The organism is Nonomuraea zeae (genome assembly GCF_005889725.1).
Taxonomy (GTDB): Bacteria; Actinomycetota; Actinomycetes; order Streptosporangiales; family Streptosporangiaceae; genus Nonomuraea; species Nonomuraea zeae.
Genome location: NZ_VCKX01000121.1, coordinates 1 through 24,669, shown reverse-complemented (window position 1 = coordinate 24,669; position 24,669 = coordinate 1). Strand labels below are relative to the sequence as shown.

The 24,669-nt window shown below is 71.3% G+C and carries 21 protein-coding genes; 11 read left to right on the top strand and 10 right to left on the bottom strand.

Annotated elements, in window-relative coordinates:
* Positions 1-17 precede the first annotated feature (17 nt).
* A complete protein-coding gene (locus ETD85_RS32625) occupies positions 18-944 on the bottom strand; it encodes a GH25 family lysozyme (protein ID WP_170246952.1) in 927 nt (308 codons plus the stop codon).
* Positions 945-1,318: 374 nt separating this feature from the next.
* Between ETD85_RS32625 and ETD85_RS32620 the strand changes: the two genes are divergently transcribed.
* The 10 genes from ETD85_RS32620 (at position 1,319) to ETD85_RS32580 (ending at position 13,433) form a co-directional block, all read left to right on the top strand.
* Entirely contained in the window at positions 1,319-3,214 is a 1,896-nt protein-coding gene (locus ETD85_RS32620) for a C1 family peptidase (RefSeq protein WP_138693652.1), read from the top strand.
* Between the two features lie 15 nt (positions 3,215-3,229).
* Positions 3,230-3,556: a protease inhibitor I42 family protein gene (locus tag ETD85_RS32615; RefSeq protein WP_138693651.1), complete on the top strand. Its 327-nt coding sequence runs from the start codon at positions 3,230-3,232 to the stop codon at positions 3,554-3,556.
* Positions 3,557-3,599: 43 nt separating this feature from the next.
* Complete coding sequence (locus ETD85_RS32610) at positions 3,600-3,947, top strand: hypothetical protein (protein ID WP_138693650.1); 348 nt, start codon at positions 3,600-3,602, stop codon at positions 3,945-3,947.
* A 117-nt stretch (positions 3,948-4,064) separates the two neighbouring features.
* Positions 4,065-4,679, top strand: coding sequence for a hypothetical protein (locus ETD85_RS32605; RefSeq protein ID WP_138693649.1), 615 nt, complete (start codon positions 4,065-4,067; stop codon positions 4,677-4,679).
* A gap of 265 nt (positions 4,680-4,944) precedes the next feature.
* Positions 4,945-5,112: a hypothetical protein gene (locus tag ETD85_RS63435; RefSeq protein ID WP_170246951.1), complete on the top strand. Its 168-nt coding sequence runs from the start codon at positions 4,945-4,947 to the stop codon at positions 5,110-5,112.
* Entirely contained in the window at positions 5,109-5,828 is a 720-nt protein-coding gene (locus ETD85_RS32600; protein WP_138693648.1) for a CHAP domain-containing protein, read from the top strand. Before ETD85_RS63435 ends, ETD85_RS32600 begins: the two co-directional genes overlap by 4 nt.
* Positions 5,829-5,963: 135 nt before the next feature.
* Positions 5,964-6,143 (top strand): hypothetical protein, encoded by a 180-nt coding sequence (locus ETD85_RS32595; protein WP_138693647.1) that lies wholly within the window; start codon positions 5,964-5,966, stop codon positions 6,141-6,143.
* Between the two features lie 96 nt (positions 6,144-6,239).
* Positions 6,240-9,074 (top strand): ATP-binding protein, encoded by a 2,835-nt coding sequence (locus tag ETD85_RS66980; protein ID WP_276617296.1) that lies wholly within the window; start codon positions 6,240-6,242, stop codon positions 9,072-9,074.
* A gap of 204 nt (positions 9,075-9,278) precedes the next feature.
* Positions 9,279-13,130, top strand: a complete 3,852-nt coding sequence (locus ETD85_RS32585; RefSeq protein WP_138693645.1) for a S8 family peptidase — start codon at positions 9,279-9,281, stop codon at positions 13,128-13,130.
* 147 nt (positions 13,131-13,277) lie between these two features.
* Positions 13,278-13,433: a response regulator transcription factor gene (locus ETD85_RS32580; protein WP_379507987.1), complete on the top strand. Its 156-nt coding sequence runs from the start codon at positions 13,278-13,280 to the stop codon at positions 13,431-13,433.
* 1 nt (position 13,434) lies between these two features.
* Here the strand turns inward: ETD85_RS32580 and ETD85_RS32575 are convergent, their stop codons facing one another.
* A complete protein-coding gene (locus ETD85_RS32575) occupies positions 13,435-13,884 on the bottom strand; it encodes a hypothetical protein (RefSeq protein ID WP_138693644.1) in 450 nt (149 codons plus the stop codon).
* Positions 13,885-14,128: 244 nt separating this feature from the next.
* On the opposite strand from ETD85_RS32575, the gene ETD85_RS32570 reads away from it, so the two are divergent.
* A complete protein-coding gene (locus ETD85_RS32570; RefSeq protein ID WP_138693643.1) occupies positions 14,129-15,307 on the top strand; it encodes a cytochrome P450 in 1,179 nt (392 codons plus the stop codon).
* Between the two features lie 12 nt (positions 15,308-15,319).
* Here ETD85_RS32570 and ETD85_RS32565 read toward each other — a convergent pair whose 3' ends face one another.
* The 8 genes from ETD85_RS32565 to ETD85_RS32530 form a co-directional block, all read right to left on the bottom strand.
* Positions 15,320-16,810: a sulfatase family protein gene (locus ETD85_RS32565; protein WP_138693642.1), complete on the bottom strand. Its 1,491-nt coding sequence runs from the start codon at positions 16,808-16,810 to the stop codon at positions 15,320-15,322.
* Between the two features lie 42 nt (positions 16,811-16,852).
* Entirely contained in the window at positions 16,853-18,208 is a 1,356-nt protein-coding gene (locus ETD85_RS32560; RefSeq protein ID WP_138693641.1) for a sulfatase-like hydrolase/transferase, read from the bottom strand.
* A complete protein-coding gene (locus tag ETD85_RS32555; protein WP_138693660.1) occupies positions 18,205-19,566 on the bottom strand; it encodes an ABC transporter substrate-binding protein in 1,362 nt (453 codons plus the stop codon). The genes ETD85_RS32560 and ETD85_RS32555 overlap by 4 nt, the downstream gene beginning before the upstream one ends.
* A gap of 13 nt (positions 19,567-19,579) precedes the next feature.
* Positions 19,580-20,236, bottom strand: coding sequence for a hypothetical protein (locus tag ETD85_RS32550; RefSeq protein WP_138693640.1), 657 nt, complete (start codon positions 20,234-20,236; stop codon positions 19,580-19,582).
* Positions 20,233-21,141 carry a carbohydrate ABC transporter permease gene (locus ETD85_RS32545; protein WP_138693639.1) on the bottom strand — a complete coding sequence of 303 codons (909 nt, stop codon included), beginning with the start codon at positions 21,139-21,141 and terminating at the stop codon, positions 20,233-20,235. The genes ETD85_RS32550 and ETD85_RS32545 overlap by 4 nt, the downstream gene beginning before the upstream one ends.
* Entirely contained in the window at positions 21,138-22,073 is a 936-nt protein-coding gene (locus tag ETD85_RS32540; RefSeq protein WP_138693638.1) for a carbohydrate ABC transporter permease, read from the bottom strand. Before ETD85_RS32540 ends, ETD85_RS32545 begins: the two co-directional genes overlap by 4 nt.
* Positions 22,074-22,231: 158 nt before the next feature.
* Complete coding sequence (locus tag ETD85_RS32535; protein WP_138693637.1) at positions 22,232-23,272, bottom strand: LacI family DNA-binding transcriptional regulator; 1,041 nt, start codon at positions 23,270-23,272, stop codon at positions 22,232-22,234.
* A 134-nt stretch (positions 23,273-23,406) separates the two neighbouring features.
* Positions 23,407-24,669: MFS transporter (locus tag ETD85_RS32530; RefSeq protein WP_206058828.1), on the bottom strand; the 1,263-nt coding region annotated here is incomplete at its 5' end.

The window sequence follows — 24,669 nt, the reverse complement described above, 5'->3', positions numbered from 1 at the left end:
GCATTCGTCCCCTTCGGTCAGACCATCAGCCTGCGGCCTCTCGCGGATCGGTGGGTCTGGAGCACCGTCCGCAGCGCGGCCTCCGCCTCCTCGTCGTACACCCCGGTCATGGCGAGGACCGCCTTGCGCTGCAGCCACTTGACGGCTGCCCCGGTCACCGAGCCGAACTCCCCGTCCACGTCCAGCTTCGGCCGGTGCCCGGCCAGGTTCAGGGCGATCTGGAGCTGCGAGACCCGCAGCCCGGAGGAGCCCTGGGCCAGCGGGGGAGTGCCGTCGGGGATGGCGAGGGCCGGCCCGCCGGTCAGGAGGAGCGCCCGGAGCTGCGCGCGGTCGCCCTGGTACATGTTGACGTCGCAGGGGCCCTCGGGGAACCCCGGCACGCTGCCGCTCTCGGTGAACTGGAGAATGGAGACGGTCTCGTCGCCGTAGGGCTTCCACCATTCGGCGAGCACGCGGTCGTACAGCTTCTGGGGAGTCCCCACGCCGGAGACGTAGCGGGACGCCCACAGCGTGTCGAAGAACGACAGGTCGCCCTCCCCGTGCTGCTTCCAGTACCAGCGCGGGTAGTACCCGATCACGGGATGCCCGCCGGTGCGGCTCTTGAACTCCGCGACCCATTCCATGGCGTCCTCGGCCGTCGCCTGCCGGCTGACGCCCTCTCGTGACTCGACGTCCAGCGCCACCATGATCGGGGCGACGTCGCCCACGACGTCCAGGAAGAGGTCGACCTGTCGCGTGATGTCGGCGTCGCCGCGCAGGAAGCAGTACGCGCCGGGCACGAACCGCTCGCCCAAGGCCAGCATGGCGGTCCGGTTGCGCGCCCAGGTGGGGTCCTTGTAATGGACGCCCTCGGTCGCCTTGGCGAACGCGAACTCGACGCCCGAATCCGCGATGGCGGCCCAGTCGAGCCTGCCGTTCCAATGGGATACATCGACACCGAACATGGTGATCACCTGCGTCATTCCACGGGAGTGCCCACTGTTGTTCGTGGCTTTTTGAAATGGCTGGGTATTCGATCCGCCGATCGCGCTTGTTTCCCAGTCATTCGTGACCCTTCACTGAAAACGATATCGAAGGCGGAAGTCCGGTGGCCCAAAGTGGGAGTCAAAGTCGCTTGGCCTCCAGGCCGCCGGCCGGCGATGGCCGCCGGATCCTGCGGAACGCGGCCTGACGGGCCGGGAGAATCATCCCGGGCTTTACTTCGCGCCGGTCTTACGCTGGCCGCCCGCGCGGGATAACAGAGAGGGCGAAACGCAGCGTCAAGATCGCTCATACTTCTCATTGTCCGGAGCGCCCAGTGCCCGTCCCAGATATTTCCGTGCTTAAAGACATCCTGCGGCGGAGCACCGCCAACTGGCAAGCGACCGCAAATCCGATCACCGACCTTGACGACGACGAACGGAACGGTCTGCTGGGCGTGGTGATCCCGCGCCAGGCGCTGGCCGAGCTGATCACCCGCCCGCGCGACACCACCGCCATCGCAAATCTTCCGGCCGCCGTGGACTGGCGGAACATGAATGGGCGTAATCATGTGTCTCCGGTCAAACATCAATTGAACTGCGGCTCCTGCGTGTCCTTCTGCACCTGCGCGGTCGTGGAGTCGGCTGTTTCGATCGCGACGGGCGCCGAGATAGATCTCAGCGAGGCGGATCTGCACTTCTGCTCCGCGCACGGCGCGGGCTGCGGCGGGTGGTGGCCGTCGGATGCCATTGACGAGGCCGGGCGCCGCGGCATCCCGCCAGAAGAGTTCTTCCCCTATCCGAGCGCGTTCGACGAGGCCGGGAATCCCGGCTGCCGGTTGCACCCCGACCGGGACAAGCAGTTGTACGCGCCCACGGGATATTCCACGCTCATGTCGACCGCGGAACGCAAGCAGTGGCTGGCGACGCGCGGGCCGGTGTGCGCGGTCTTCCACGTCTACGATGACTTCTTCGCGCTCTCGAACGAGGTCTACCGCCACGTGACCGGAGGTCACGCCGGCTACCACTGCGTCGAGGTGATCGGCTATTCGGACGCCGACCAGTGCTGGATCGCCAAGAACTCCTGGGGAGCCGATTGGGGAGACGGCGGCTTCTTCCGGATCGGTTACGGCGAGTGCGGCATCGACGACACGAGCAACGACCGTGACCCCGACGGCTCGCTGAATCGGTTCCCGATGCACGGCGTCGAGGGGGTGCGGCTGCCCGGCGGGTGGAGAAGCTTCCAGCTGAGCGTCGAGGCGAGCGCCTCCACGGCCGGCACGGTGACCGCGGTGTCGCGGATCCCCAACAGCATGGAGCTCTGGTGGGTGGCGCCGAACGGTTCGGTTCAGGGGGCGTTCTGGTATGAGGGCGGGAGCTGGCAGACGTACGAGATCGGCGGTCCGGGGAGCGCGTCGCCGGACTCCGGGGTCACGGCGGTGTCGCGCATTCCCGGGAGCATGGAGCTGTGGTGGGTGGCCCCGAACGGTTCGGTCCAGGGGGCGTTCTGGTACGAGGGCGGGAGCTGGGGCCGCTACGAGATCGCCCCCGCGGGCAGCGCCGCGCCCGGCGCCGGGATCACGGCGGTGTCCCGGATCCCCACCGGCATGGAGCTCTGGTGGGTCGCGCCGAACGGTTCGGTTCAGGGGGCGTTCTGGTACGAGGGCGGGAGCTGGCAGACGTACGAGATCGGCGGTCCGGGGAGCGCGTCGCTCGGCTCGGGGATCGCGGCGGTGTCGCGGATCCCCGGGAGCATGGAGCTGTGGTGGGTGGCGCCGAACGGTTCGGTTCAGGGGGCGTTCTGGTACGAGGGCGGGAGCTGGGGCCGTTACGAGATCGGCGGCGGCGCGAGCGCCGCGCCCGGCTCCGGGATCGCCGCCGTGTCCCGCATTCCCGGGAGCATGGAGCTCTGGTGGGTCGCCCCGAACGGCTCGGTCCAGGGGGCGTACTGGTACGAGGGCGGGAGCTGGCAGACGTACGAGATCGGCGGTCCGGGGAGCGCGTCACCCGGCTCCGGGATCGCGGCGGTGTCGCGCATTCCCGGGAGCATGGAGCTCTGGTGGAGTGCCCCGAACGGCTCGGTCGAGGGCGCGTACTGGTACGAGGGCGCGAACTGGAGCCGCTACGAGATCGCCCCGGCCGGCAGCGCCGCGCCCGGCGCCGGGATCACGGCGGTGTCCCGGATCCCCAACAGCATGGAGCTCTGGTGGATCGGCGCGAACGGCTCCGTCCAGGACGCCTACTGGTACGAGTAGCGGGCCGGACGAGGGATGGGAGCGGAAGTGGTACGCGAAGGGCCTTCGTCCCGGGTGGCGGCGTCCGGAGGGCTGATCGAAGTCCGCCTGCCGGAAATACCCTCATCGGGCTACCGGTGGGACCTGCAGAACGCCGGCGACCCGCTCGTACGCGTGGTGAGCACCCGCTTCGAGGAAGATGCGGGCGAGAAGGGGATGGCGGGAGGCGCGGGAACGCGCACGTTCGTCATCGAACTCCTGGACCCGAGCATCCAGAGCATCGGGTTCGTCCTGAAACAACCCTGGCAGGCGGAGGCGATCGAGCAGCGCCTCATCACGATCGCCCCCTCGGCCACGGAATGACCAGCCGCGACACATCAGTCCAAACCGATATGGAGAACCTCGAATGAGCGAGACCACGTACGAACTCCGCGGGCCCGGCGTCCAGATCACGTACCGGCAGGGCGAGCTGTCCGTCGACGGAGACGCGTCGTATCTGCAGGACCGGCAGTTCACCGGCGACGGGCTGGAGGAGTCCGCCATCGGCATCGGCCGGCTGGTCACGGCGGTGCTGGTCCCGGTCAACCGCAGCGGCTCCGAGATCACCCTGACCCTGCTGCTGCCGGATGCCGCCCCGGAGGACGGGGTGGGTGCGCAGGCCACCGGGGTGGCGGTCATCACCAACCAGGGGGACGAGTCGACCGTGCGGCAGCACTACGAGGTCCGCCCGCTCTCCGGCTCCGTGTCCTCGTGACGGTGCCCCCGGCGGTCACGGACCGAGGGAGGCGCCGGAAGCCGGACCGAGGGGAGCGCCGGAAGCCGGACCGAGGGGAGCGCCGGAAGCACCGCATCGAGCCGGTGGGGGGTCTTCGTGGAAGGACGGTTTCCTGCCGTGTGGCGGGGCCTGCCCGTTCCCTGGGTCGTCCGCTGGGGCTCTGATCTGGCCGATCCCGGCCCGGGGATCGGCTGGCACGGTGGCCGGCTGTCCTACCGGGACGAAGTGCCCGGCGACCGCCGGTTCGGCGTGCTGTGGTACCGCGATCTGACCGGCCTCCGGGGCCCGCCGCAGTTCGCCGCCATCCACACCCGCCGGCACCTGGCCGCCATGACCGGCCGCCGCTGCCAGGTCTGCGGCGGCACCGCGGTCGGCGCCGACGGCCGGATCCGGTGGCTGATCCCGCGCGACGAGTGGGACCGGCTCGCGCGTCCGGCCGGCCCCGCGTGGACGGCGACCCCGCCGTGCTGCCGGGCCTGCCGGCCGATCGCGCTGCGGCACTGCCCGCACCTGCGCTCGGTCGGCGCCGTGGCGGCATCGGTGGCGCGGGCGAGACCCGCCGCGGTCTACGGGGACCTGTACGAGCCCGGCCGGCTCGCGCCCTGCCGGGTCAACCTCCTCGTCCCGCTGCCGGCCGGCGGTGACCTGCCTCGCCTGCTCGGCAAGATGCTCGTCGTGGAGCTGGACGACGCCCGCATCATCCCGACTTAAGCCGATTAATGATGATTTAGGTGTACTTGGGGGGTACGTCGGTTTGGCGGCGGGCACGCGTACGAACAGGCACGCTATCCGTGCCAGGGTCGCCTCCGCAGGGTGTCGCCCGCGCCGGCGGCCCGGCTGCTGGAGCCGGTGGCGAAACCGGCCGGCTTCTCCATGCCGCACACGCGCGGCGTCCAGGACGTCCCTGGGTTTCGTTCGCTGATCGTCACTCACGCCTGGCGTCAGGTGCGTCGCGTCTCGACCAGGAAGGATGATCATGAGCAAGAGACCGGAAGCGGAACTCGTATCGGAAGCCGTGGACACCCAGCCCTGGGGTCCCACCGAGCCGGACGAGGAGCAGGTCCTGGTCGCACTGGGCTATGTCCTCGACCCGGAGACCGGCGTCTACGAGCACGGGCCGAACGGAAGGAGGATGCCATCATGACCGCCGAAAAGATGGTGGCACGGGCGAGCAACGACCTCGGACTCTCAGGCCGGCCCAACATCATCACCCGCTGGTACTCCGAGCGGAACGGGTCGGAGTTCCTGCGCGAACCGTGGTGCAACATGGCCATCACGTACTGGGCGCGGCACTCCGACAACGCCGCGGCGGTCCTGCCGAACGGAGATCGCGCCTACACGGTGTGGCACGCCCAGGACGGCGAACGACTCGGCCGCTGGCACGAGGGGACCGCGGCCAACATCAAGCAGTACGCGCGCCCCGGCTCGCTGGTGTTCTTCGACTGGGGCGGCACGAACTCCATCGGCCGGATCGACCACATCGGCGTGGTCGAGAAGAACCTCGGCGACGGCCGGCTCCAGACGATCGAGGGCAACACCGACGACGCGTGCAAGCGGCGCGTACGGGACTCCTCGGTGATCGCCGGATTCTGGAACCCGGACTACGAGAAGAACGAGAGCTGGACGGAGGCCATCATGCGCGAGCTCCCGATACTCAAGCAGGGCGACCAGGGACCGAACGTCCGCACGATGCATCACCTGATGCTCGCCAGGGACGTCCAGGGGCTGAGCGGCATCAGTGACACGACGTTCACCCCGGCCCATTCCATGGGCATCCGCGACCTGCAGACGGCCGCGGGGATCGAGGTCGACGGCGTCGTCGGACCGCAGACCTGGCCCGTGCTGCTCGCAGTGCACTGAGGGCCGGTGCGGCTCCGCGGGCCCGGCCGGACCCGCCGAGCCGCACACCACCCGATGAATTACAGAGCAGACCCGTACCGTGATATTTGAATGCAGGTGTGTACTGTATTTTAATTGCGGAGGCGGGATTGAGCCATGGGTGGGTACGTCCTCGGGTTCCACGACATCGACAAGACGCGGCTCATCCCGCCGCGCGTCATCACCTCCGATCCCTCCGTCGCCGGCGTGGAGGGCGCCACCCGGCGCATCGAAGACGGGCAGCTGATTCCCGTGAACGGCACCGAGGGGTACGTGGAGATCCTGCCGCGGCCCTGACCGCCCCGTCGCGGATCAGCTCGGAGCTGCGGAGCGCAGGGGTGACAAACCGCTACAAATGGCGCTTCAATGGCACTGACCATGGACGATGCCGATGTGACCGCAGACCGGATGATCTCCCCCGTGCTCGTGGGCCGGGCCGCGGAGCTGCGGAGCCTGCTGTCGGTGGTGACGCGCGTTCCGGCCGTCGTCCTGATCGAGGGCGAGGCGGGGATCGGCAAGACGCGGCTCGTCGGCGAGCTGGCCTCCGAGCTCGGTGATCGCCTGCTGCTGGTCGGCGGATGCGCGCAGATCCGCGAGCCGTTCCCGCTCGGCCCCCTCCTGGACGCCCTGCGCGGCACCGGCGAGCGCCTGGAGCGGGTGCGCCTGTCACCGGTGACCGCCGCGCTGCATCCGCTGCTGCCCGAGCTGGCTCCCTTCCTCCCGCCCGCGCTCACGCCGCTCGACGACCCCGCCGGCCGGCGGCACCAGGTGTTTCGCGGGCTGGCGGAGCTGCTCAGGGCGCTCGGCCGGGTGGTGCTCGTGCTCGAGGACCTGCACTGGGCCGACGAGCAGACGGCGGAGTTCCTCGGTTACCTGCTGGCCGATCCTCCCTCCGAGCTCGCCCTCGTGCTCACCTTCCGCGGCGAGGAGGCCGGCCCGGGCATGAGAGCGCTCATGACCCGGCGTCGCGCCGAGGTGACGCGGGCCCACATCGTCCTGGCGCCGCTGAACGTGGCCGAGACCAACGAGCTGACCGCCGCGATCCTCGGCACCCAGCAGGTGTCGGAGGAGTTCGCCGTCTACCTTTGCGAGCGGGCCTCCGGCCTGCCGTACGCCATCCAGGAGCTGGTCGCGCTCCTGCGCAGCCGCGGCACGCTGATCCAGCACGGCACCGGGTGGGCGCGCAAGGCGCTCGACGAGCTGGACGTCCCCGCCGGGGTGCGCGATTCCGTGCTGGAGCGCGTGCGCGGCCTCAGCGGGAGCGCGCAGGCGATGGCGGAGGCGGCGGCCGTGCTGCAGGTGCCCGTGCCGGTGTCCGTGCTCGTGGCCACCTGCCACGCGCCGCCGGAGGAGGCCCGCGCGGGCCTGGTCGAGCTGCTGGAGCGCGGCCTGTTCGCCGAGCGGGCGGATGCCGTGGGGTTCCGGCACATGCTGGCCGTCCAGGCGGTGTACGAGAGCGTCCCGCTGCCCAGGCGGCAGGCGCTGCACACGCGCGCGGCCGCGGCCGTGTCGCGGCAGCGCCCCGAGCCCCTGGGGCAGATCGCTCACCATCTCCGCCGCGCCGGCGACCTCGACGCGTGGGTCGACGCCGCGGAGAAGGCCGCCGCACAGGCGGTGGCCCTCGCCAACGACGCCGAGGCGGAGCGCCTGCTGGAAGCGGTGCTCAGGCACGCCCCCCTCGATCCGGCCAGGGAGGGCCGGCTCGCGGTGCGGCTGGGATGGGCGGGCAGTTACGCGCTGTCCGCCGAGGAGGTCATCGACCTGCTGCGCGGGGCCGTGGAACGGCAGCCGGCCGGTCCTGTGCGCGGTGAGCTGAACTACCTCATCGGCCTGCAGCACGAGAGATCGGGCGCGCTGCGGGAACGGTACTCCCACATCGCCGCGGCCGTTCCCGAGCTGGTGGACAATCCCTTCCTGGCGGCCTCGGCGATGGTGGGGCTGGGCATACCGACCGGCGCCGGCATCCCGCTCGCCGAGCATCTGTCGTGGCTCGACCGGGCACGTGACCTGATCCCGGCGATCGCCGAACCCGAGTGGCGGGTCTCCATCCTCGGCAAGGTCGCCATGGTCCTGACCTGTGTCGGCGATCCGCGCCGGGCGGCGCTGACCGAGCAGATGCTGGAGCAGACCGGGAGGCGTCCGGCCAGCCGGTGGGAGGTGATGGCCTACGAATCCGTCGGCGCGAACGCCACGCTCGCCGGACACCACGACGCCGCGAAGGACCTGCTGAGCCTGGCTCTCGCGGAGGCGGTCAGGCACGACGTCACCCGGCTCATCGAGTTCAGATGCCGGGTGGATCTCGTGGTCCAGGCCTACTGCAGCGGTTCGTGGCACGGGCTGGCCGAGGAGGCCGAGGACCTGCGCGACCGGTTCTCCGACCAGCGCACGTACCGCGTCCTGATCGAGACGGTCGAGAACTGCCTGGCACTCGCACAGGGGCGGCTCGACGGCATCCGGCTCGACGACATGGTGCGCGAGAACCTGAGGATGGGCGCCGTCGACGCGTTGCCGCTACCGGTCGGCGCGCTGCTCAGGCTCGCCACGTCACAAGGCGAGGCGGGCGCGGCGGTGGCGGGCACCGCTGAGGCGTTCGCCCTGTGGGCGGACCAGGACCTGTGGCCGGTCGGCGTGCGGGCGGTTCCGGCCCTGGCCGAGGCGCTGGTCAGCGTCGGGCGCGCCGACGAGGCCGCCGAGCTGGTGGCACGCCTCGATCGGGAGCTCGCCGCGCTGGACGCCCCGCTCGTGCCGGCGGCGCTCGATCACGCCAGAGGCTTCCTGACGGGCGACGCCGAACGGTTCACGGCCGCCGCCACCGCGTACGACCGGCTCCCCGCTCCCTACGAGGCCGCGCAGGCGCGCGAGCAGGCCGCCCTGCGGCTGTTCGCCGTCGATGACGAGCGGGCCGCCGCCCTCCTGGCGGCCGCCATCGAGGGGTACGGCGGGCTCGGTGCGCACTGGGATCTCGATCGCGCCACCAAGCTGGCCCGGCAGCGGGGCCTGTCCTCGCCGGTCCGCCATCGGGGCGGCCCTCGCGGTTACGGCTCGGAGCTGTCACCACGGGAGAGCGCGGTCGCCAGGCTGGCGGCCACCGGCCTGACCAACAAGGAGATCGCCAAGGAGCTCTTCGTGTCGGCGAAGACCGTCGAGAAGCATCTGGGCGCCGCGATGCGCAAACTGGGCCTGCACTCGCGGGCCGCGATCGCGCATCGCCTGGCCGAACTGCAATAAATGGGTCATTCACCCCATAGATAACTCTCTGCGACATCCTTGACTCTTGTCGCATGCCCGAGCGTGCTCCCGAAGACAAGGACGACCACGAGCAGGACGCCGACAGCGCACCGGCGCCCGAGCTCGACGACAGCTGGGTCGACGTATGAGGCGCGCCCAGAGCGCCGCCCCGTCCCCCGTTCAGCAAGAAGACAGGAACGCATCATGTCCAGAGTGTTAGTCGGGGCCGCCGTCACGGCGCTGGTCGCCGGCCTGCTCACCCCCGCGGCCGCGAACGCCGCCCCCGAGGGCGGGAGCGACGTCACCGCACTGACCGGCCCCGGCGGCCGTCAGTGGACCGTCACGCTGATCACCGGGGACACCGTCCGGCTCTCCCAGGACGGCAGCGGCCGCTACACCGCGACCCCCCAGGCCGTCCGCCGCCCCGACGGCAGCACCCCGAACTTCCGGAGCGAGGCGAGCCCGGAGGGGATCTTCGTCATCCCGGACGACGCGCGGCCCGCCATCGAGGCCGGCGTCCTGGAGCGCCGCCTGTTCGACGTGCGGTACCTGGCGGCCAACGGCTTCGCCGACGACGCGGACAAGCAGCTGCCGCTGATCGTGCAGTACCAGGGCAGCGCGCCGCAGGCCTCGATCGCGGCCACCGCGCAGGCCCTGCCCGCGAGCACCGCCGAGCGCTCGCTGCCCAGCATCCACGGCGCCGCGGTGGCGGTGGACAAGGCAAGCGCCACGGACTTCTGGTCCACCCTGCGCGGCCAGAGCGCCGCGACGCCGGACAAGCAGCTCAAGTCGCTGACCGGCGGCATCGGCAAGGTCTGGCTGGACCGGAAGGTCAAGGCCGACCTCGCGGAGAGCGTGCCGCTGATCGGCGCGCCCGAGGCGTGGAAGGCCGGGTTCGACGGCTCCGGCACCACCGTCGCCGTCCTCGACACCGGAGTCGACGCCGCCCACCCCGACGTGGCCGGGAAGATCGTCACCAGCCGCAGCTTCGTCCCCGGCGAGGAAGTGGCCGACGGCCACGGCCACGGCACCCACGTCGCCGCCACCGTCGCCGGATCCGGCGCCGCCTCCGGCGGCTCCCGGAAAGGTGTCGCGCCCGGCGCCCAGCTCGCCATCGGCAAGGTCCTCGACAACAAGGGATCCGGTGAGAGCTCCGCCATCATCGCCGGCATGGAGTGGGCCGTCGGCGAGGCCAAGGCGAAGATCGTCTCGATGAGCATCGGCGGTGACCCCAGCGACGGCACGGACGTGCTCTCGCAGGCCGTCGACGAGCTCAGCAAGTCGTCCGGCGCGCTGTTCGTCATCGCCGCCGGCAACGCCGGGCCCGACACGGAGACCGTCGGCATGCCCGGCTCCGCGGCGTCGGCGCTGACCGTGGCCGCCACCGACAAGTCCGACGGACTCGCGGAGTTCTCCAGCCGGGGTCCGCGCGTCAACGACGGCGCGCTCAAGCCGGACATCGCCGCACCGGGTGTGGACATCATCGCCGCCCGCGCGGCCGGCACCACTCTGGGCACCCCCGTCGACGACCTCTACACCTCGCTTTCGGGCACCTCGATGGCCACCCCGCACGTCGCCGGGGCCGCGGCCATCCTCGCCCAGGAGCACCCCGACTGGCGCGGCGAACGGCTCAAGGCGGCGCTCATGTCGACCGCCAAGGACGCCGGGCACACCGCCTACCAGCAGGGCGCCGGCCGGGTCGACGTGGCCAGGGCCGTCTCCCAGAAGGTGACCGCCACCACCCCCAACGCCGACTTCGGCTACATCGCGGTCGACAAGAACGACACCGTGGACAGGACCGTCACCTACGCCAACGACGGCGACGCCGAGGTGACCCTGACGCTCGACGCCACCATGAAGGACACGGCGGACACGCTGACGCTCAGCGCCCCGACGGTGACCGTCCCGGCGGGCGGAACCGCCGAGGTCACCGTCACCCTGCACCCGGACGGTCTCGTCAAGGGCGCCTACACCGGCGCCCTGGTGGCCACCGACGCCGCGGGGGTGCGCGTCACGACCCCGATCGGCCTGGTACGCGGACCCAAGCGGGTCCCGCTGACCGTCCGCGCCATCAACAGGAACGGTCAGGCCCCGGGTCCCATGGAGTTCTTCACCGGGGCGAGCGCGGTCGACGTCCCCGGCGTCTACGGCGTTCGCGGGGCCAACTACCTAGGTGACGGCGCCTACCAGTACATGGTCGAGCCCGGCACCTACTCCGTTTCGGCCGGCATCGTGCACCAGTCGCCCGACGGCGCGGCCGGCCCGAACGCCACGCTGCTGAATCCCGAGGTCGTCGTCCCGGAGAGCGGGCTCGAGGTCACCCTGGACGCCCGCAAGGCCGTCCTCCTGCGCTACGACACCCCGAAGCCGATCGACCGGAGGCACGCTGTCGGCGCCATCACCACCGTGCGCACGGCATGGGACGGCAGCCCGGTGACCGCGGGGGAGATGGGCCTCATCACGATCGGAGACCGGTACGTCTCCCCGACCCAGAAGGTCACCAAGGGCAAGTTCCTGTTCTCGACCCGGCTCACCGCGATCAACGAGCAGGTGGCCGTGCGCGCCGTGGCCCCGCAGAAGTACTCCATCGCATCCGTGACCAACGAGTACTTCGACAAGGGACAGAGCCTGGGTCCGGAGGACGTCCCCTTCCCGGCGGGGCTGAGCCGCCACAAGCTGGCCTACGTCGGCGCCGCCAGTCCCGAGGAGATCGCCGCCACGGACCTTCGCGGGAAGCTCGCGCTGCTCGCCGTCGGCCCGACCGGGTACTGCGAGATCCCCATCGACCGCGTCCAGCAGCTGAAGGCCGCCGGCGCCGTGGGCATCGTGCTGTTCGCCGACGACTCCGTCACCCCCTGCCAGACTCCCGTCTCGAACCATGGAGCCGGCAAGACGGAGCTCCCGGTGGCGCAGATCACCAGGACGGCCGCGGGGAAGCTGCGTACCCAGCTGGCCCGCGGCCCCGTCACCCTTGAGATCACCAGCACTCCCGACATCGACTACACCTACCAGCTGCAGGAGTACGAGGAAGGCAAGATCCCCGGCGACCTCACCTACCGCTACTCCCAGAACCGGCTGCGGACCGTGGACACCGACTTCCACACTCCGGACGGTCCTGGGCTGCAGACCGAGACCTGGCACAGCTTCAAGCCCCTGGAGAAAACGTCGTTCTCGGTGGCCTTCGGCTTCACAGGACCTGCCCAGCGGCCCGAGTACTTCAGCGGGTTCTCCGCGGACACGCTCCGGTTGGGCATCGTGAACACCGGCGGCGGTGAGGACCTCAAGATCGCCACGGCGATCGAGAAGCCCGGCAGGGAGACCCGGAACTGGGGGTCGGGCGTGTTCACCCCCGGAAGCCTGATCATGCCCTCGCTCGGGAGCGGCTATCGGCTGGAATGCCCGATGTGCCGGGCCGGCGATATCTTCATGGCCTCCTACAGCCTCGTGAACGGCAACGGAGAGCAGGGACGCGAGGACACCTACGCCAACGCTCTCGCGAAGTTGTCCAAGGACGGCAAGGAGCTTCCGCGCTACCAGGGCAGCATCTACCCGCTGTACAACCTGCCGAAGGAGGAAGGCGTCTACCGGCTCGAACAGAGTGGCCGCGGCAACACCAACGTGTGGACGTTCCGGTCCAAGGGCCGGGACAAGGCCACCGTCACCGACACCCACACCTGCGTGCTCCTGCCGCAGCTGACCGGACCGTGCGGGCCCCAGCCGCTGGTGTTCGTGGGTTACGACCTCGGGGAGACCCAGGCGCTGGACAACAGCGTCCAGGCCGGGCGCCGGCACACGTTCGACATCGACGTGAGCCACGCGCCGTCCACCGAGAAGCTGCCGGCCATCGCCGGGCTGAAGCTCTCCTACAGCACCGATGACGGCCAGACCTGGAAGAGCGCGACGGTCAAGAAGGGCAGGGACGGCGTGTACACCACCACGCTCACCTACCCGGCGCTCGCCCAGACCAAGGGCGCCGTCAGCCTCAAGGCCGAGGCGTGGGACACCGGCGGGAACAAGGTCGAGCAGACCACCGCCCGTGCGTTCACGCTGAGGTAGGCACGTCGCGGCGATGCCGGGGGCACCGCGCTCCCGGCATCCCCGTGTCCAGGCATCGCCGGTCTAGGCCTCTCGCACCGTCGAGAGCTCGCGGCCGGCGCGCGGCCCGTCCTCCTGCTCCTCGGCCTCACGTCGCAGGAACTGCAGGTGGTCCGGCTGGCCGTCACGGGAGCGACCAACCGCGAGATCGCCGCCCAGCTGTTCCTGAGCCCGCGCACGGTGGCCTCCCACCTCTACAAGGCCTTTCCCAAGCTGGGCGTCACCTCCCGCGCCGAGCTGATCCGGCTGCCGGAGCTGACCTGAGTCACACCCGGCGGTAGATGATCGGTTGCGCGGCGATGCCGTTGGCCTTGAAGTTGGCCAGCACGAAGCTGCGGAAGGTCGGCCGGAAGATCAGGCCGGGCAGGAAGGCACGCAGGCTCGGCCAGCTCGCGTGGTTGATGATCCCATAGTCGGCGGGCTCGCCCTCCAGCGGCCGCATCAGCGCGGAGTTGGGCAGGGCGGTCTTGGCCTGGAACCACCCGGCGGTGTACTCCCACATCTTCAGCAGCGTCTCGCGGTCGTCGGCGTAGAAGTAGTTGAACAGGAAGGCGTGGTCCTGGCTGTGGTCCACGTCGCCGAGCCGGGCGGCGTTGCTCGCGACGATCTCGCGGGTCCGGCGGGCGGCCGTGCGGAGGGTCTCGCCGAGTTCCTGGTAGGCGGGGCTCTCCCGCAGCTCCAGGGCGGCGTCCACGCTCGCGGTGCGGATCAGCACGACGGCGTCGTGACGCGCGGGCTTTGACGGCCGGCTGGTCATTGATCAGCCTCATGGCGACGAGGCTAGCCCCGGGCCCCCGCGGACCGCCTCCGTCACGTGACTGAACATGACGGGGACGCCCCTTCAGTCATCGGTGACGGAAGGCGGGCGCACGGTGTTGGCGGGTTGCGTACGACGTTCGCCGTGCGTACAGTGTTCGCATAACGCGCACATCGTTCACGCCTGCAGAAAGGGAACCGACATGACCGAGCCCCTGGCCGCCCTTCCCGTCGCCCGCCCCGCCGGCCGTCCGTTCGATCCGCCGGCCGAGCTGGCCCGGCTACGGGCCGAGCAGCCGCTGCGCCGCTTCGTCTTCCCCGACGGGCACGCCGGCTGGCTGGCGCTCGGCCACAGCCAGGTCCGCGCCGTGCTCTCCGACCCCCGTTTCAGCTCCCGCTACGAGCTGCAGCACTACCCGCTGGCCGACGTCGGGCCGATACCGTCCGCGCCGATCGGTGACCTGACCGGGCTCGACGCCCCCGAGCACACCCGCTATCGCAAGCTGCTGACCGGCAAGTTCACCGTCCGGCGGATGAACCTGCTCACCGAGCGGGCCGAGGCGCTCACCAAGGAGCACCTGGACGCGATGGAGGCCGCGGGCCCGGGCGCGGACCTGGTGGAGGCGTTCGCCCGGCCCGTGCCCGCGGTGATGATCTGCGAGCTGCTCGGCGTGCCGTACGACGACCGCGACCGCTTCCAGAGCCTGGCGGCCACGGTGGCCGGCGGCGCGACGGCGGAGGAGCAGTACGCCGCCTACACCGAGATCACCCGCTACATCGGCGACCTCGTCGTGCTCAAGCGCGCCCACCCCACCGACGACCTGCTCAGCGACCTGACCTCCACGGAGCTGTCGGACGAGGAGCTGGGCGGCATCGGCGGCTTCCTGCTGGGCGCCGGGCTCGACACCACCACCAACATGATCGCGCTGGGCACGTTCGCGCTGCTGGAGCACCCCGACCAGCTCGCCCTGCTGCGCGCCGACCCGGGCCTGGCGGGCAAGGCGGTGGAGGAGCTGATGCGGTTCCTGACCATCACCCACACCGGCGCCAGGGCCGCGCTGGAGGACGTCGAGCTGGACGGCCAGGTGATCAGGGCCGGCGAGACCGTCGCGCTGTCGATGGCCGCCGCCAACCGCGACCCGCTGCGCTACCCGGACCCGGACGTTCTGGACCTGCGCCGGGAGGCCGCCGGCCACCTGGGCTTCGGCCACGGCATCCACCAGTGCCTCGGCCAGCAGCTGGCCCGCGTCGAGATGCGTGCCGCGCTGCCCGCCCTGGCCACCCGCTTCCCGACGCTGCGCCTGGCCGTGGCGCCGGAGGAGGTGCCGACGCGCGACGGCATGGACATCTACGGCGTGCACCGCCTCCCGGTGACCTGGTGAGCCCGCCGCCGGTCACCCCTGCCGCGGGCCCGCGCCGAAGCCGGTCACCCCGCGCGACAGGTCGAACTGGTGGATCCGGGTCAGCGGCCACTCCTCGTACGGGAAGGTCCGCAGCGCGTCGCCGTCGAAGGCCTCGGCCACGCCCTCGGACCTGAGCTGCCCGGCCAGCAGCGCGGTCAGCCGCTCGGCGTCCGCAGGACGCTCCGCCTGCACCGGCTCGACCTCGTGCGGATCGGCCGCGAGGTCGAACAGCAGCCGGTGCCCGCCGTTGGCCAGCCAGATCAGTTTCAGGTCGCCCTGCCTGACCATCGCCTTGAACCGCCGGGTGCCGGGTCGCCCGTGGTAGCCGAAGAGCGTCTCCCTGGGCGGCGCCGTACCGGTCAGCAGGCCGAGCAGGTCAGCGCCCTGCCGCAGCTCCGGCTGCCCGGCCGCGGACGTGGCCAGGCCGAACAGGTCGGTCAGGCAGACCGGCTCGGCTCGATGGGCGCCGGCCGCGACCCGGCCCGGCCAGGAGATCAGGAACGGCACCCGGGCCGACGCCTCGAAGAAGCTCTCCTTCTGCCAGCCGTGATGGTCGCCGAGCAGGTCGCCGTGATCGGCGAAGAAGCAGATCACGGTGTTGTCCGCGTCCGGTCTCCGCTCCACCGCGTCGAGCAGGTCGCCGATGCAGCCGTCGATGTAGCTGATCTCGCCGTAGTAGCGGGCCTTGAGCGTACGGGCCCGGTGCGGGTCGACGTCCTCGGCGTAGACCAGGTGGTTCATCCACGGGATGTGCTGATCGAGATGATCGACGTCGCGATCGCCGCACACCGGGTCGGGCATCAGGTCCGGGTCGTACATCCGGTTGTACGGCAGCGGCGGCGCGAACGGGGGATGCGGGCCGATGTAGGACACGAGCCCGAACCAGGGCCGGCCGTCGTCGGCGGCCATCAGCCCGATCGCCTCCCGGGTGGCCCAGGACTCGACGGTGCAATCCGCCGGCAGCGGGCTGAGCTGCGGCATGTAGTACATGTCGGTCCGCTCGCCCATCAGGGCCTCGATCCAGTCGTACTCGGGATGCTCGGCCGCGATCCACGCCGCGTACGAGTCGCCGGCTCGCTGCTCGGGCGTGGTGTAGAACTCCTCGCTGTGCCGCTGCACGTCGTAGCCGAGCGGCGCGTCCCAGGGCACGGTGTGGAACTTGCCCACGCCCCAGGTGCGGTAGCCGCGCAGGCTCATCGCCTCGGCCAGGTACGGGCCGCAGCGATCCCGGATCGCGGCGTGCCCTCCGTCCGGGACGGCGTTGTCGTACACCCCGGTCCTGGTCGGCTCGCAACCGCTGCGCAGCGTGTAGCGCGCGGGGACGCAGACGGGGGAGGTGGAGTACGCGTTGTCGAACACGGTCCCGCGCGCGGCCAGCCGGTCAAGGTTGGGCGTCGCGAGATGGGGGTTGCCGAGCGCCGCGATGGTGTCGAACCGCTGCTGGTCGGTCATCACGAACAGCACGTTCGGGCGAGTGGCCATGAACGGGTCTCTCCTCACAAAGCAGGTCGGCGAGCTTGACGGTCATCGCGGCAGCAGCCGGGCCCGGTCGCCCCGCAGGGCGGATTCGCGGGCGTTCCAGTCGTCGATCAGGTCCAGTTCGGTCAGCAGCCGGTCGCCCGGCGGGAACGCGTCCCCGGACTCGGCCAGCAGCTCGGACAGCCGGGCGTCGGCCGCGCCGACCCGCCCGGCCGACGCCGGGTCGGCGACCAGGTTGTCCAGCTGCCAGGGGTCGGCGCGGTCGTCGAACAGCAGCCACGGCCGGCCGCCGACGGTACGCGCGTAGGTCAGCTCGCCGGTGACCAGACCTCGCCACTCGGCGATCCCCTGGTCGTAGCCGTTGTCGAAGCTGACCCAGTTGCCGATCAGCAGCTCAGGGCGCAGCGGCCCGCCGGACCGGAGCTGATCGCTCAGATCGCGGCCGTACGTCCCGATCGGGGGCAGCCCGAGCAGCCCGAGCAGGGTCGGAGCCAGATCGACCAGGCCGAGGAGCCCGGTGGGGCGGCACGCGGGGACGCCGGGTCCGTTGATCACCATCGGCACGCGGACGGCCTCCGCGTACGGGCTCTGCTTGGCGCGCAGGCCGTGGGCCCCGAGCAGGTCGCCGTGATCGGAGGTGACCACGATGATCGTGTTCCGGCGCAGCCCGAGCCGGTCCAGCTCCGCCACGACCCGGCCGATCTGCGCGTCCACCGCCGTGATCGCGCTCCAGTAGAGCCGCTGCACCTCGCGCTGCTCGTCGCCGCCAGGCGTGTTGGGCGGCAGCCTCACGTCCTCGACCGGGTAGCCGGTCCGAAGGCGCGCCGGCACCGAGTCGTACGGGTCGTGCGGCGGGTTGTAGGAGACCGTGAGGAAGAACGGGCCCCGCTGCGCGCCGAGGAACTCCAGCGCGAGGTCGGTCTGCACCTCCGGCTCGTAACCGGTGAAGCCGGCCCTGGCCCCGTCGGCGGTGTAGTAGTGCCCGTCGAGGTGATCGTGGGAGCAGTCGACGCCGGCGTAGTGCCCGATCCCCGGCCGGGCGGCCGGCGGCACCCACTTGTCCCTGGGCAGCCCGGCCAGATGCCACTTGCCGATCCAGGCGGTCCGGTACCCCGCGCCGGACAGCGCCGTGCCCAGGGTCTCCAGCCGCGGCGACAGCGGCAGGTCGTTGGCGACCACGCCGTGCTGGTGCGGCAGGCGACCGGTGAGCAGGCCGGCCCGGCTCGGCCCGCAGACGGGCGAGCTGGCGCGACCGCCGGCGACCGCGGCGCCGCCGGCCGCCAGCCGGTCCAGGTGCGGGGTGCGGACCTGGGAGGCCCGGCCCCTGGCGTCGTCGAGCCAGCCCTGGTCCTGGCCCCGCCACTGGTCGGCCAGCAGGACGACGACGTTCGGGGCCGTCACGCCCGGAACTCCTGCGGGTCGATCTCGCCGCTCTTCACGGCGGCGTCGTAAGCGGCCTGCATCCGATCCCGCATCGCGGTGAGCGCGGGTTCGAGCTGGGCCGAGGGGTCGAGCAGCAGCTTCTCCACGGTCTGATCGACGCTCTCCCCGTTCACCTGCAGCAGGCCGCCCGGCGTCTTCGGCCACTGCCGGTCGAGCTCGGCCGGCCGGAACTGCTGGAGCAGCGCGTTGTCCTTGATCGCGGCCGAGTCCCAGACGGCGCTGTTCAGCGGCGGCGCCGCCTTGGCCGCCAGCGCCTCCTGGACGCCGTCGCCGACCATCACCTCGAACACCGCGGCGGCCTTCTCCGGGTTCTGGCTGGTCGACGAGATCGCGTACGGGTAGCCGGCGTTCATGGGCGACCGCACCAGCTTCTGGCCGTCCGGCACCGGCAGCGGGGCCGCGATCGCCTTGACCTTGCTGCCCAGATCGGTCAGCGAGGACACGACCGCGCTGCTGGTGATGTACATCCCGGCCTCGCCCTTGCCGAAGGCGTTGATCGCGACGTCGCCGGTCAGGGTCGCCGCGCCCGGGTAGGCGGTCTTGTCGGTGATCATGGTCCGGTAGAGCTCCAGCAGCGGCGCGTACTTGGCCGACTCGTACGTCCCCGCGGCCGCGTTGAACAGCCCGAACTGGGCCAGCGCCGGGTCACCCGCGAGCAGCGGGACGTCGACGCTCCACTGGCGGAACCCGGTCGCCTTGATCGGGATCAGCATGCCGAACGCCTCGCCCTTGCCGACCTTGGTGATCGCGGCCGCCGCCCGCCGTACCTCGGAGAAGGTCGCCGGCGGCGAGTCCGGGTCCAGCCCGGCCCGCTCGAACAGGTCGGTGTTGATCAGCAGCCGGTTGGTGAAAGCGGTGGTCGGCACCGCGTACGGCGCGCCGTCCCAGACCAGCTCGCTGTTTCGCTGGTGGTAGGGCGCGGCCTTGTCCAGCACGGCCTGGTCGACCAGGTCCGGCAGCGGCCGGACCCACCCGGCCGCGACGAACGCGCCGAGCTGCGCGGAAGGGCTGTGGAAGAGGTCGGGCGCCCGCTTGGTCTGGAAGCCGAGCCGGACGATCTCCTCGTACTTGTCGGTCGCCTGCGGCTCGTAGCGCACCTCGATGCCGAGCGACTTGCCCTGCTGGGCGTTCCAGGTGCGGAAGAACTCCTGCCGGGCCTTGGCGTGCGCGCCGGCCCGATCCCAGACCACGATCGTGGTCAGCCCGCCCGGCCCGGTGGAGCCGGTCGGGGAGCTGCCGCAGCCGACGAGAGAGGCCGCGGCGCCGGCGGCGAGCGTGCCGAGGAAGCCGCGGCGGGTCAAGGAGGAATGCGTCATCGGGGGGCCTTTCTCAACCAGAAGTAACCGGACCAGAGCTGATCCGGTCAATGGGGATGGTGCCTCGAACCGTGGCGGCCCGGTCACAGAGCATGATCACGAGACTGGCCGTGGCTCCGGGCAGCGCGATCAGCGCCGGCAGGCCGAGGTACGGCACCTGAGCTGCCAGGAAGGGGGCGGCGGCAGCGGCGGCGATCACCGCCGCGGTCGCGCTCAGCGCCAGCTCGATCCGCGACAGCGCCAGCAGGTAGGCCGCCCGCAGGGCCGCGACGGTACGGCCGGTGCGCTCGAAGATCACCACCGACCAGGGGGCGACCAGCAGCCAGGTCACCCCGGCCACCACGCTGGTGGTCAGCACCAGCCAGCCGTAGGGGCCGCCGGGCGAGGGCCCGAGCAGGCCGATGAGCACCAGGGCGGCGGTCCCGAGATGGCAGCCGGCCAGCGGCAGGGCCGGCAGCAGCCGGCGGGCCAGGAACCGCAGCGTCTCGCCCGGTCCGAGTGCGGCCTCGCCGCGGGCGTGCCGGCGTTGCTGGGCGATCAGCCACAGCGTGGCCGCCGGCGCGGTGAGCACGGGGAGGCTCATCAGCAACCAGCAGCAGCTGGTCCAGGCCCAGAACCACCAGCGGGACCAGCCGCGCAGCAGGGCACCGTCCGGGGCGAACAGGGTCATCCCTTCACCGACCCGTCCGTCCAGCCGCGCACGAAGTGCCGCTGCAGCACGATGAAGATCACCACGATCGGCACCAGCGCCATGTTCGCCCCGGCCAGCACCGTGTTGTACGGCGTCATCCCCTCGGCGGCGTCGTACTGCAGCGCGCTCACGCCCACGACCAGAGTGCGCAGGTCGGGCGCGGCGAGCGAGAACACCAGCGGCACCTGGTAGTTGTTCCAGGACGCCTGGAAGCCGAGGATCACCGTGGTGGCGAGGATCGGCCGCATCATCGGGAAGGCGATCCGCCAGTAGGTGCCGAACAGCCCGCAGCCGTCGACCCGGGCCGCGTCCTCCATCTCGGTGCCGAGTCCGAGCACGAACGCCTTGATCAGGAAGATGTGCACCAGCATGATCCCGGCCAGCTGGACCAGCGCGATCCCGAGCAGGTTGTCCAGGCCCAGCGCCTGGGCGATCACGTACTGCGGGTAGAGCGTCGCGGTGGTCAGGCCGACGAACAGAGTGCCGACGTACACGCTTTCGAGGAAGCGCTGGCCGCGCAGCCGGCGCCGGGCCAGCACGTACCCGGTCATGCTGGAGGCGAGCGTGTCCAGCACCACGACCAGGGCCGTGACGATCAGGCTGTTGACGAAATAGCGGGAGAAGCTGGCGGTGGTCCAGGCCTGGAGGTAGGTGCCCCACTCCCAGACCCGGGGGAGGACGCCGCCGTTCCTGCTGAGGATCTGCTCCAGCGGTGACACCGAGGCGAACAGGCCGAAGACCAGCGGCGAGAGCATGATCAACGCCGCCGCGACCAGCACCACGTGCACCAGCACCGTCACCGGGCGGACCCGCCGCCCGCGCCGGGCCGGCGCGTCCGGCGCGGCCGTCCTGCCGGGTGTCTCTGTGATGACGGGGGTGCTCACGCCGCGGTCCTCCCGCTCCGGTTGATCCGCAGATAGGCCACAGAGATGATGCCGACGATCACGCTGGCGGTGACTCCGAGCGCGGCGGCGTACCCGATCTGGGGCACCGACTCCGGTTCGAAGAAGAACCGGTAGAGGTAGGTGAACATCACCTCGGTGCTGCCGGCCGGGCCGCCGTCGGTGAGCGTCTTGACCAGGTCGAAGCTGCGCAAGGTCCCGATGATCGAGATCAGGACCACCACCCGCGTGACCGGGGCCAGCAGCGGCAGCACGATGTGCCGCAGCGTCGACCAGTGGCCGGCGCCTTCCAGCGACGCGCTCTCCAGCAGCGCGTTGGGGATCGTCATCATGCCGGCGAAGAACAGCAGCAGGTTGATCCCGAGATGGGCCCACACGCCGACCCCGATCAGGCTGGCGAGCGCGCTGCCGGCCTCGCCCAGGAACCGGACCGGCGCCTCCAGCAGGCCCGATCCGACGAGGACCTGGTTGACCGGCCCGCCGGTCTCCCGCAGCAGGAAGACGAAGATGATGCCGACGATCGCCGGCGACAGCACGTGCGGCAGGAACAGGATCGTCCGGTACACGGTGCCGCCGCGCACCCCGCGAAAGAACACGTAGGCCAGCACCAGCGCCAGCGGGATCTCGATGACCAACCGGCCGAACCCGAGCCGTACCGTGTTCAGCACGGCCAGCCACCACTGCTCGTCGCCGATCATCCGCTGGTAGTTGGCGAGCCCGGTGAAGCGCGGCGCCGAGAACCCGTTCCAGCGCTGGAAGCTGAACCAGAAGAGCCAGCCGATCGGCAGCAGGGCGAAGGCGAGGTACGGCAGCAGGGTCGGCAGCAACATCAGCCGGCCGGCCCGGTCCTCGCGCCGGTGCCACTGCGCCCGACGCGGCCTGGACTGCCGTGGAGAGCGGACAACTGTCGACATCCATGCCCCTTCCTTGGTCGAGTCCGCCGGCCGGCTCGCGCCGGTTCGGCCTCGCCAACGTCGTCCGGGACAACTTAGATCGATCTAAACCGGCAGAGCAACCTTACCGATATAAACCGGTAGGTCAACCCTGGAATGGGGGGTTTCGGGCTGAGTGCCTACTGGCAGCCGCAGGACGCGCGCGCGTGGATCTCGGGCGCGGGAGGGGTCCGGCTGCCCGCGACCGGCGTCCCCATCTCGGCGAGGAGCACCCGGCCGCAGACCCGGCCCAGCTCGACCGGGTCGGTGGCGATGCTGCTGATCGGCGGGCTCCACATCGCCGACTGGCGGAGGTCGTCGATGCCGAGCACCACGCAGGGCGCGGCGTCACGCGCGCCGAGCCGCAGCGCCTTGGCCAGGCCGTAGGCGACGTTGTCGCTGTGGCACAGCACCCCGTCGGGCGGCGGCCCGGCCGCGAGCAGCTCGGCGGCGCGGTGGTAGGCGGCCTCCGCGGTCGCCTCCAGCGGCTCCGACCAGCTCTCGTCCCAGTCGGCGCCGGCCGCGGTGACCGCCCGCCGGAAGCTCTCCATCCGGCCGACGCGCGGCGACGCCAGCGGGTCGCCGCCGAAGTAGGCCACCCGGCGGCAGCCGTGCACGGTGATCAGGTGCTCGGCGCCGAGCCGGCCGATCGCCCCCTCGTCGGTGCCGACGAACGGCAGCTCCACCCCGTCGATGTGGCGCAGCAGCAGCACCGTCGGCAGGCCGCTGCGGCGTATCCCGGAGAAGTGCTCCGCGGCCGAGGTCAGCGCGGGGATGGTGACCACGCCGGCCGCCCGGTGCTCGACCAGGGAGCGCAGGATCTGCCGCTGCAGGTCCACGCGGTCGACCGTGTTGGCGATCATGACGAAGAAGCCGACCTCGCCGAGCACCTCCTGCACGCCCAGCGACACCTCGGCCACGAACGGGTTCATCACGTCCGGCATCACGAGCCCGACCAGGTCGTTGCGCTGGGTCCGCAGGTTGGCGGCGGCCTGGTTGTAGATGTATCCCAGCCGCTCGGCCTCGGTCAGCACGGCGCTCCTGGTCGCCTCCGACACCAGCGGGCTGTTGCGCATCACGAGCGAGACGGTGGCCCGGGACAGGCCGAGCGAGTTGGCCACGTCGATCATCCGCACCCGGCGCGCCTCGGGCCGGCTGTCCTGCTCCCGGTCTTCCTGCATGTCTCACCTCCGGGCCTCTGGTGCGGACGGCGTCCGATGATCACCACGTGATCGGGGGCCTCAGGATAGCCCGGCCGAGGGGCCCGCCGGACTTCCTGGACTCGCCTCCGGCGGGTGCCCCCCGTACGTGATCGTCAGTGCGTGGCGGGCGGCTCCATGCGTCCCGTCGGCAGATCCCGCATCCGGCGCAGGGGAGTGGCCAGCAGGATCAGCCCGCTGAGCGCGAAGACGCCCAGCATGACCCACAGCGCGGCCCGGACGCTGAGCGTGACCGCCAGCGTGCCCGCCAGCAGGGCGCCCAGCGGCATCGCGCCGAAGTTGACCACCTGACTGCTGGTGCTCACCCGCCCGATGAGCGTCGCGGGCACGTAGCTCTGCACGAAGCCGGAGAAGAGCACGTTCCCCGCGACGACCCCGGCGACGATCACGATGCTGGCGACGGCGAACAGCACCAGCAGCACCCCCTGGTCGGCGCAGGCGATGAACAGGCCGGTCGGGGGCAGCAGGGCCTTGCCGATCAGGTACGCCCGGGCACTGCCCACCCGCGCCGCCAGCGGCCGCGCCGCGAAGGCGCCGATGACGCCTCCCAGGCTCGTCACGGCGATCAGCACGCCGGTCGTCGCCGGGCTCAGCCCGACGTCGCCGACCAGGAAGACGACCAGGAGGGAGCTGTAACCGGTCAGCGCCAGATTGGCCAGGCACCCGTAGAGCATGTTGCCGCGCAGCAGCGGGTCGCCCACGACCGTCCGCAGCCCTTCCCTGATCTCGCTGCGCAGCCGTCGGCGCGGGGCCTTCTCGACGACCTCCCGGTGCCGGACGCCGTGCAGGCAGAGGGCGGAGACGGCGAAACTCGCGGCGTCCACGAGGAGCCCGCCGACGGCCGTGAACAGCTGCGCGACCAGCCCGGCCGCGCCCGGTCCCGCCAGGTTGGCCACCTGCTCGCCGCCCTGGAGCTTGGCGTTGGCCTCCAGCAGGTCCTTCTCCTGGACCAGGGACGGCAGGTACGCCCGGTAGGCGGTCGCGAAGAACACCTTCGCCGTCCCCGCGACCAGGGCGACCGCGATGAGCTGGACGGTGGTCAGCAGGCCCAGGGCCGCCGTGATCGGCACGCTGAGGAAGGCGGCCATGGACACGTAGTCGGCCACCAGCATCACCGTACGCCGCGAGAGCCGGTCCACCCAGGCGCCCGCGGGCAGCCCGATGACCAGCCACGGCAGCCACGTGGCCGCCGCGAGCACGCTGACCACGAACGCGGAGGCGTCCAGCGTGGTCACCGCGACCAGGGGGAGGGCGACGCCGGTGACCGCGCTGCCCAGGCTGCTGGCGCTCTCGCCGATCCAGAGCAGCCGGAAGTCACGCCCGCGGAGCAGACCGAACCGGGGCGGGCGGGCCCCGGA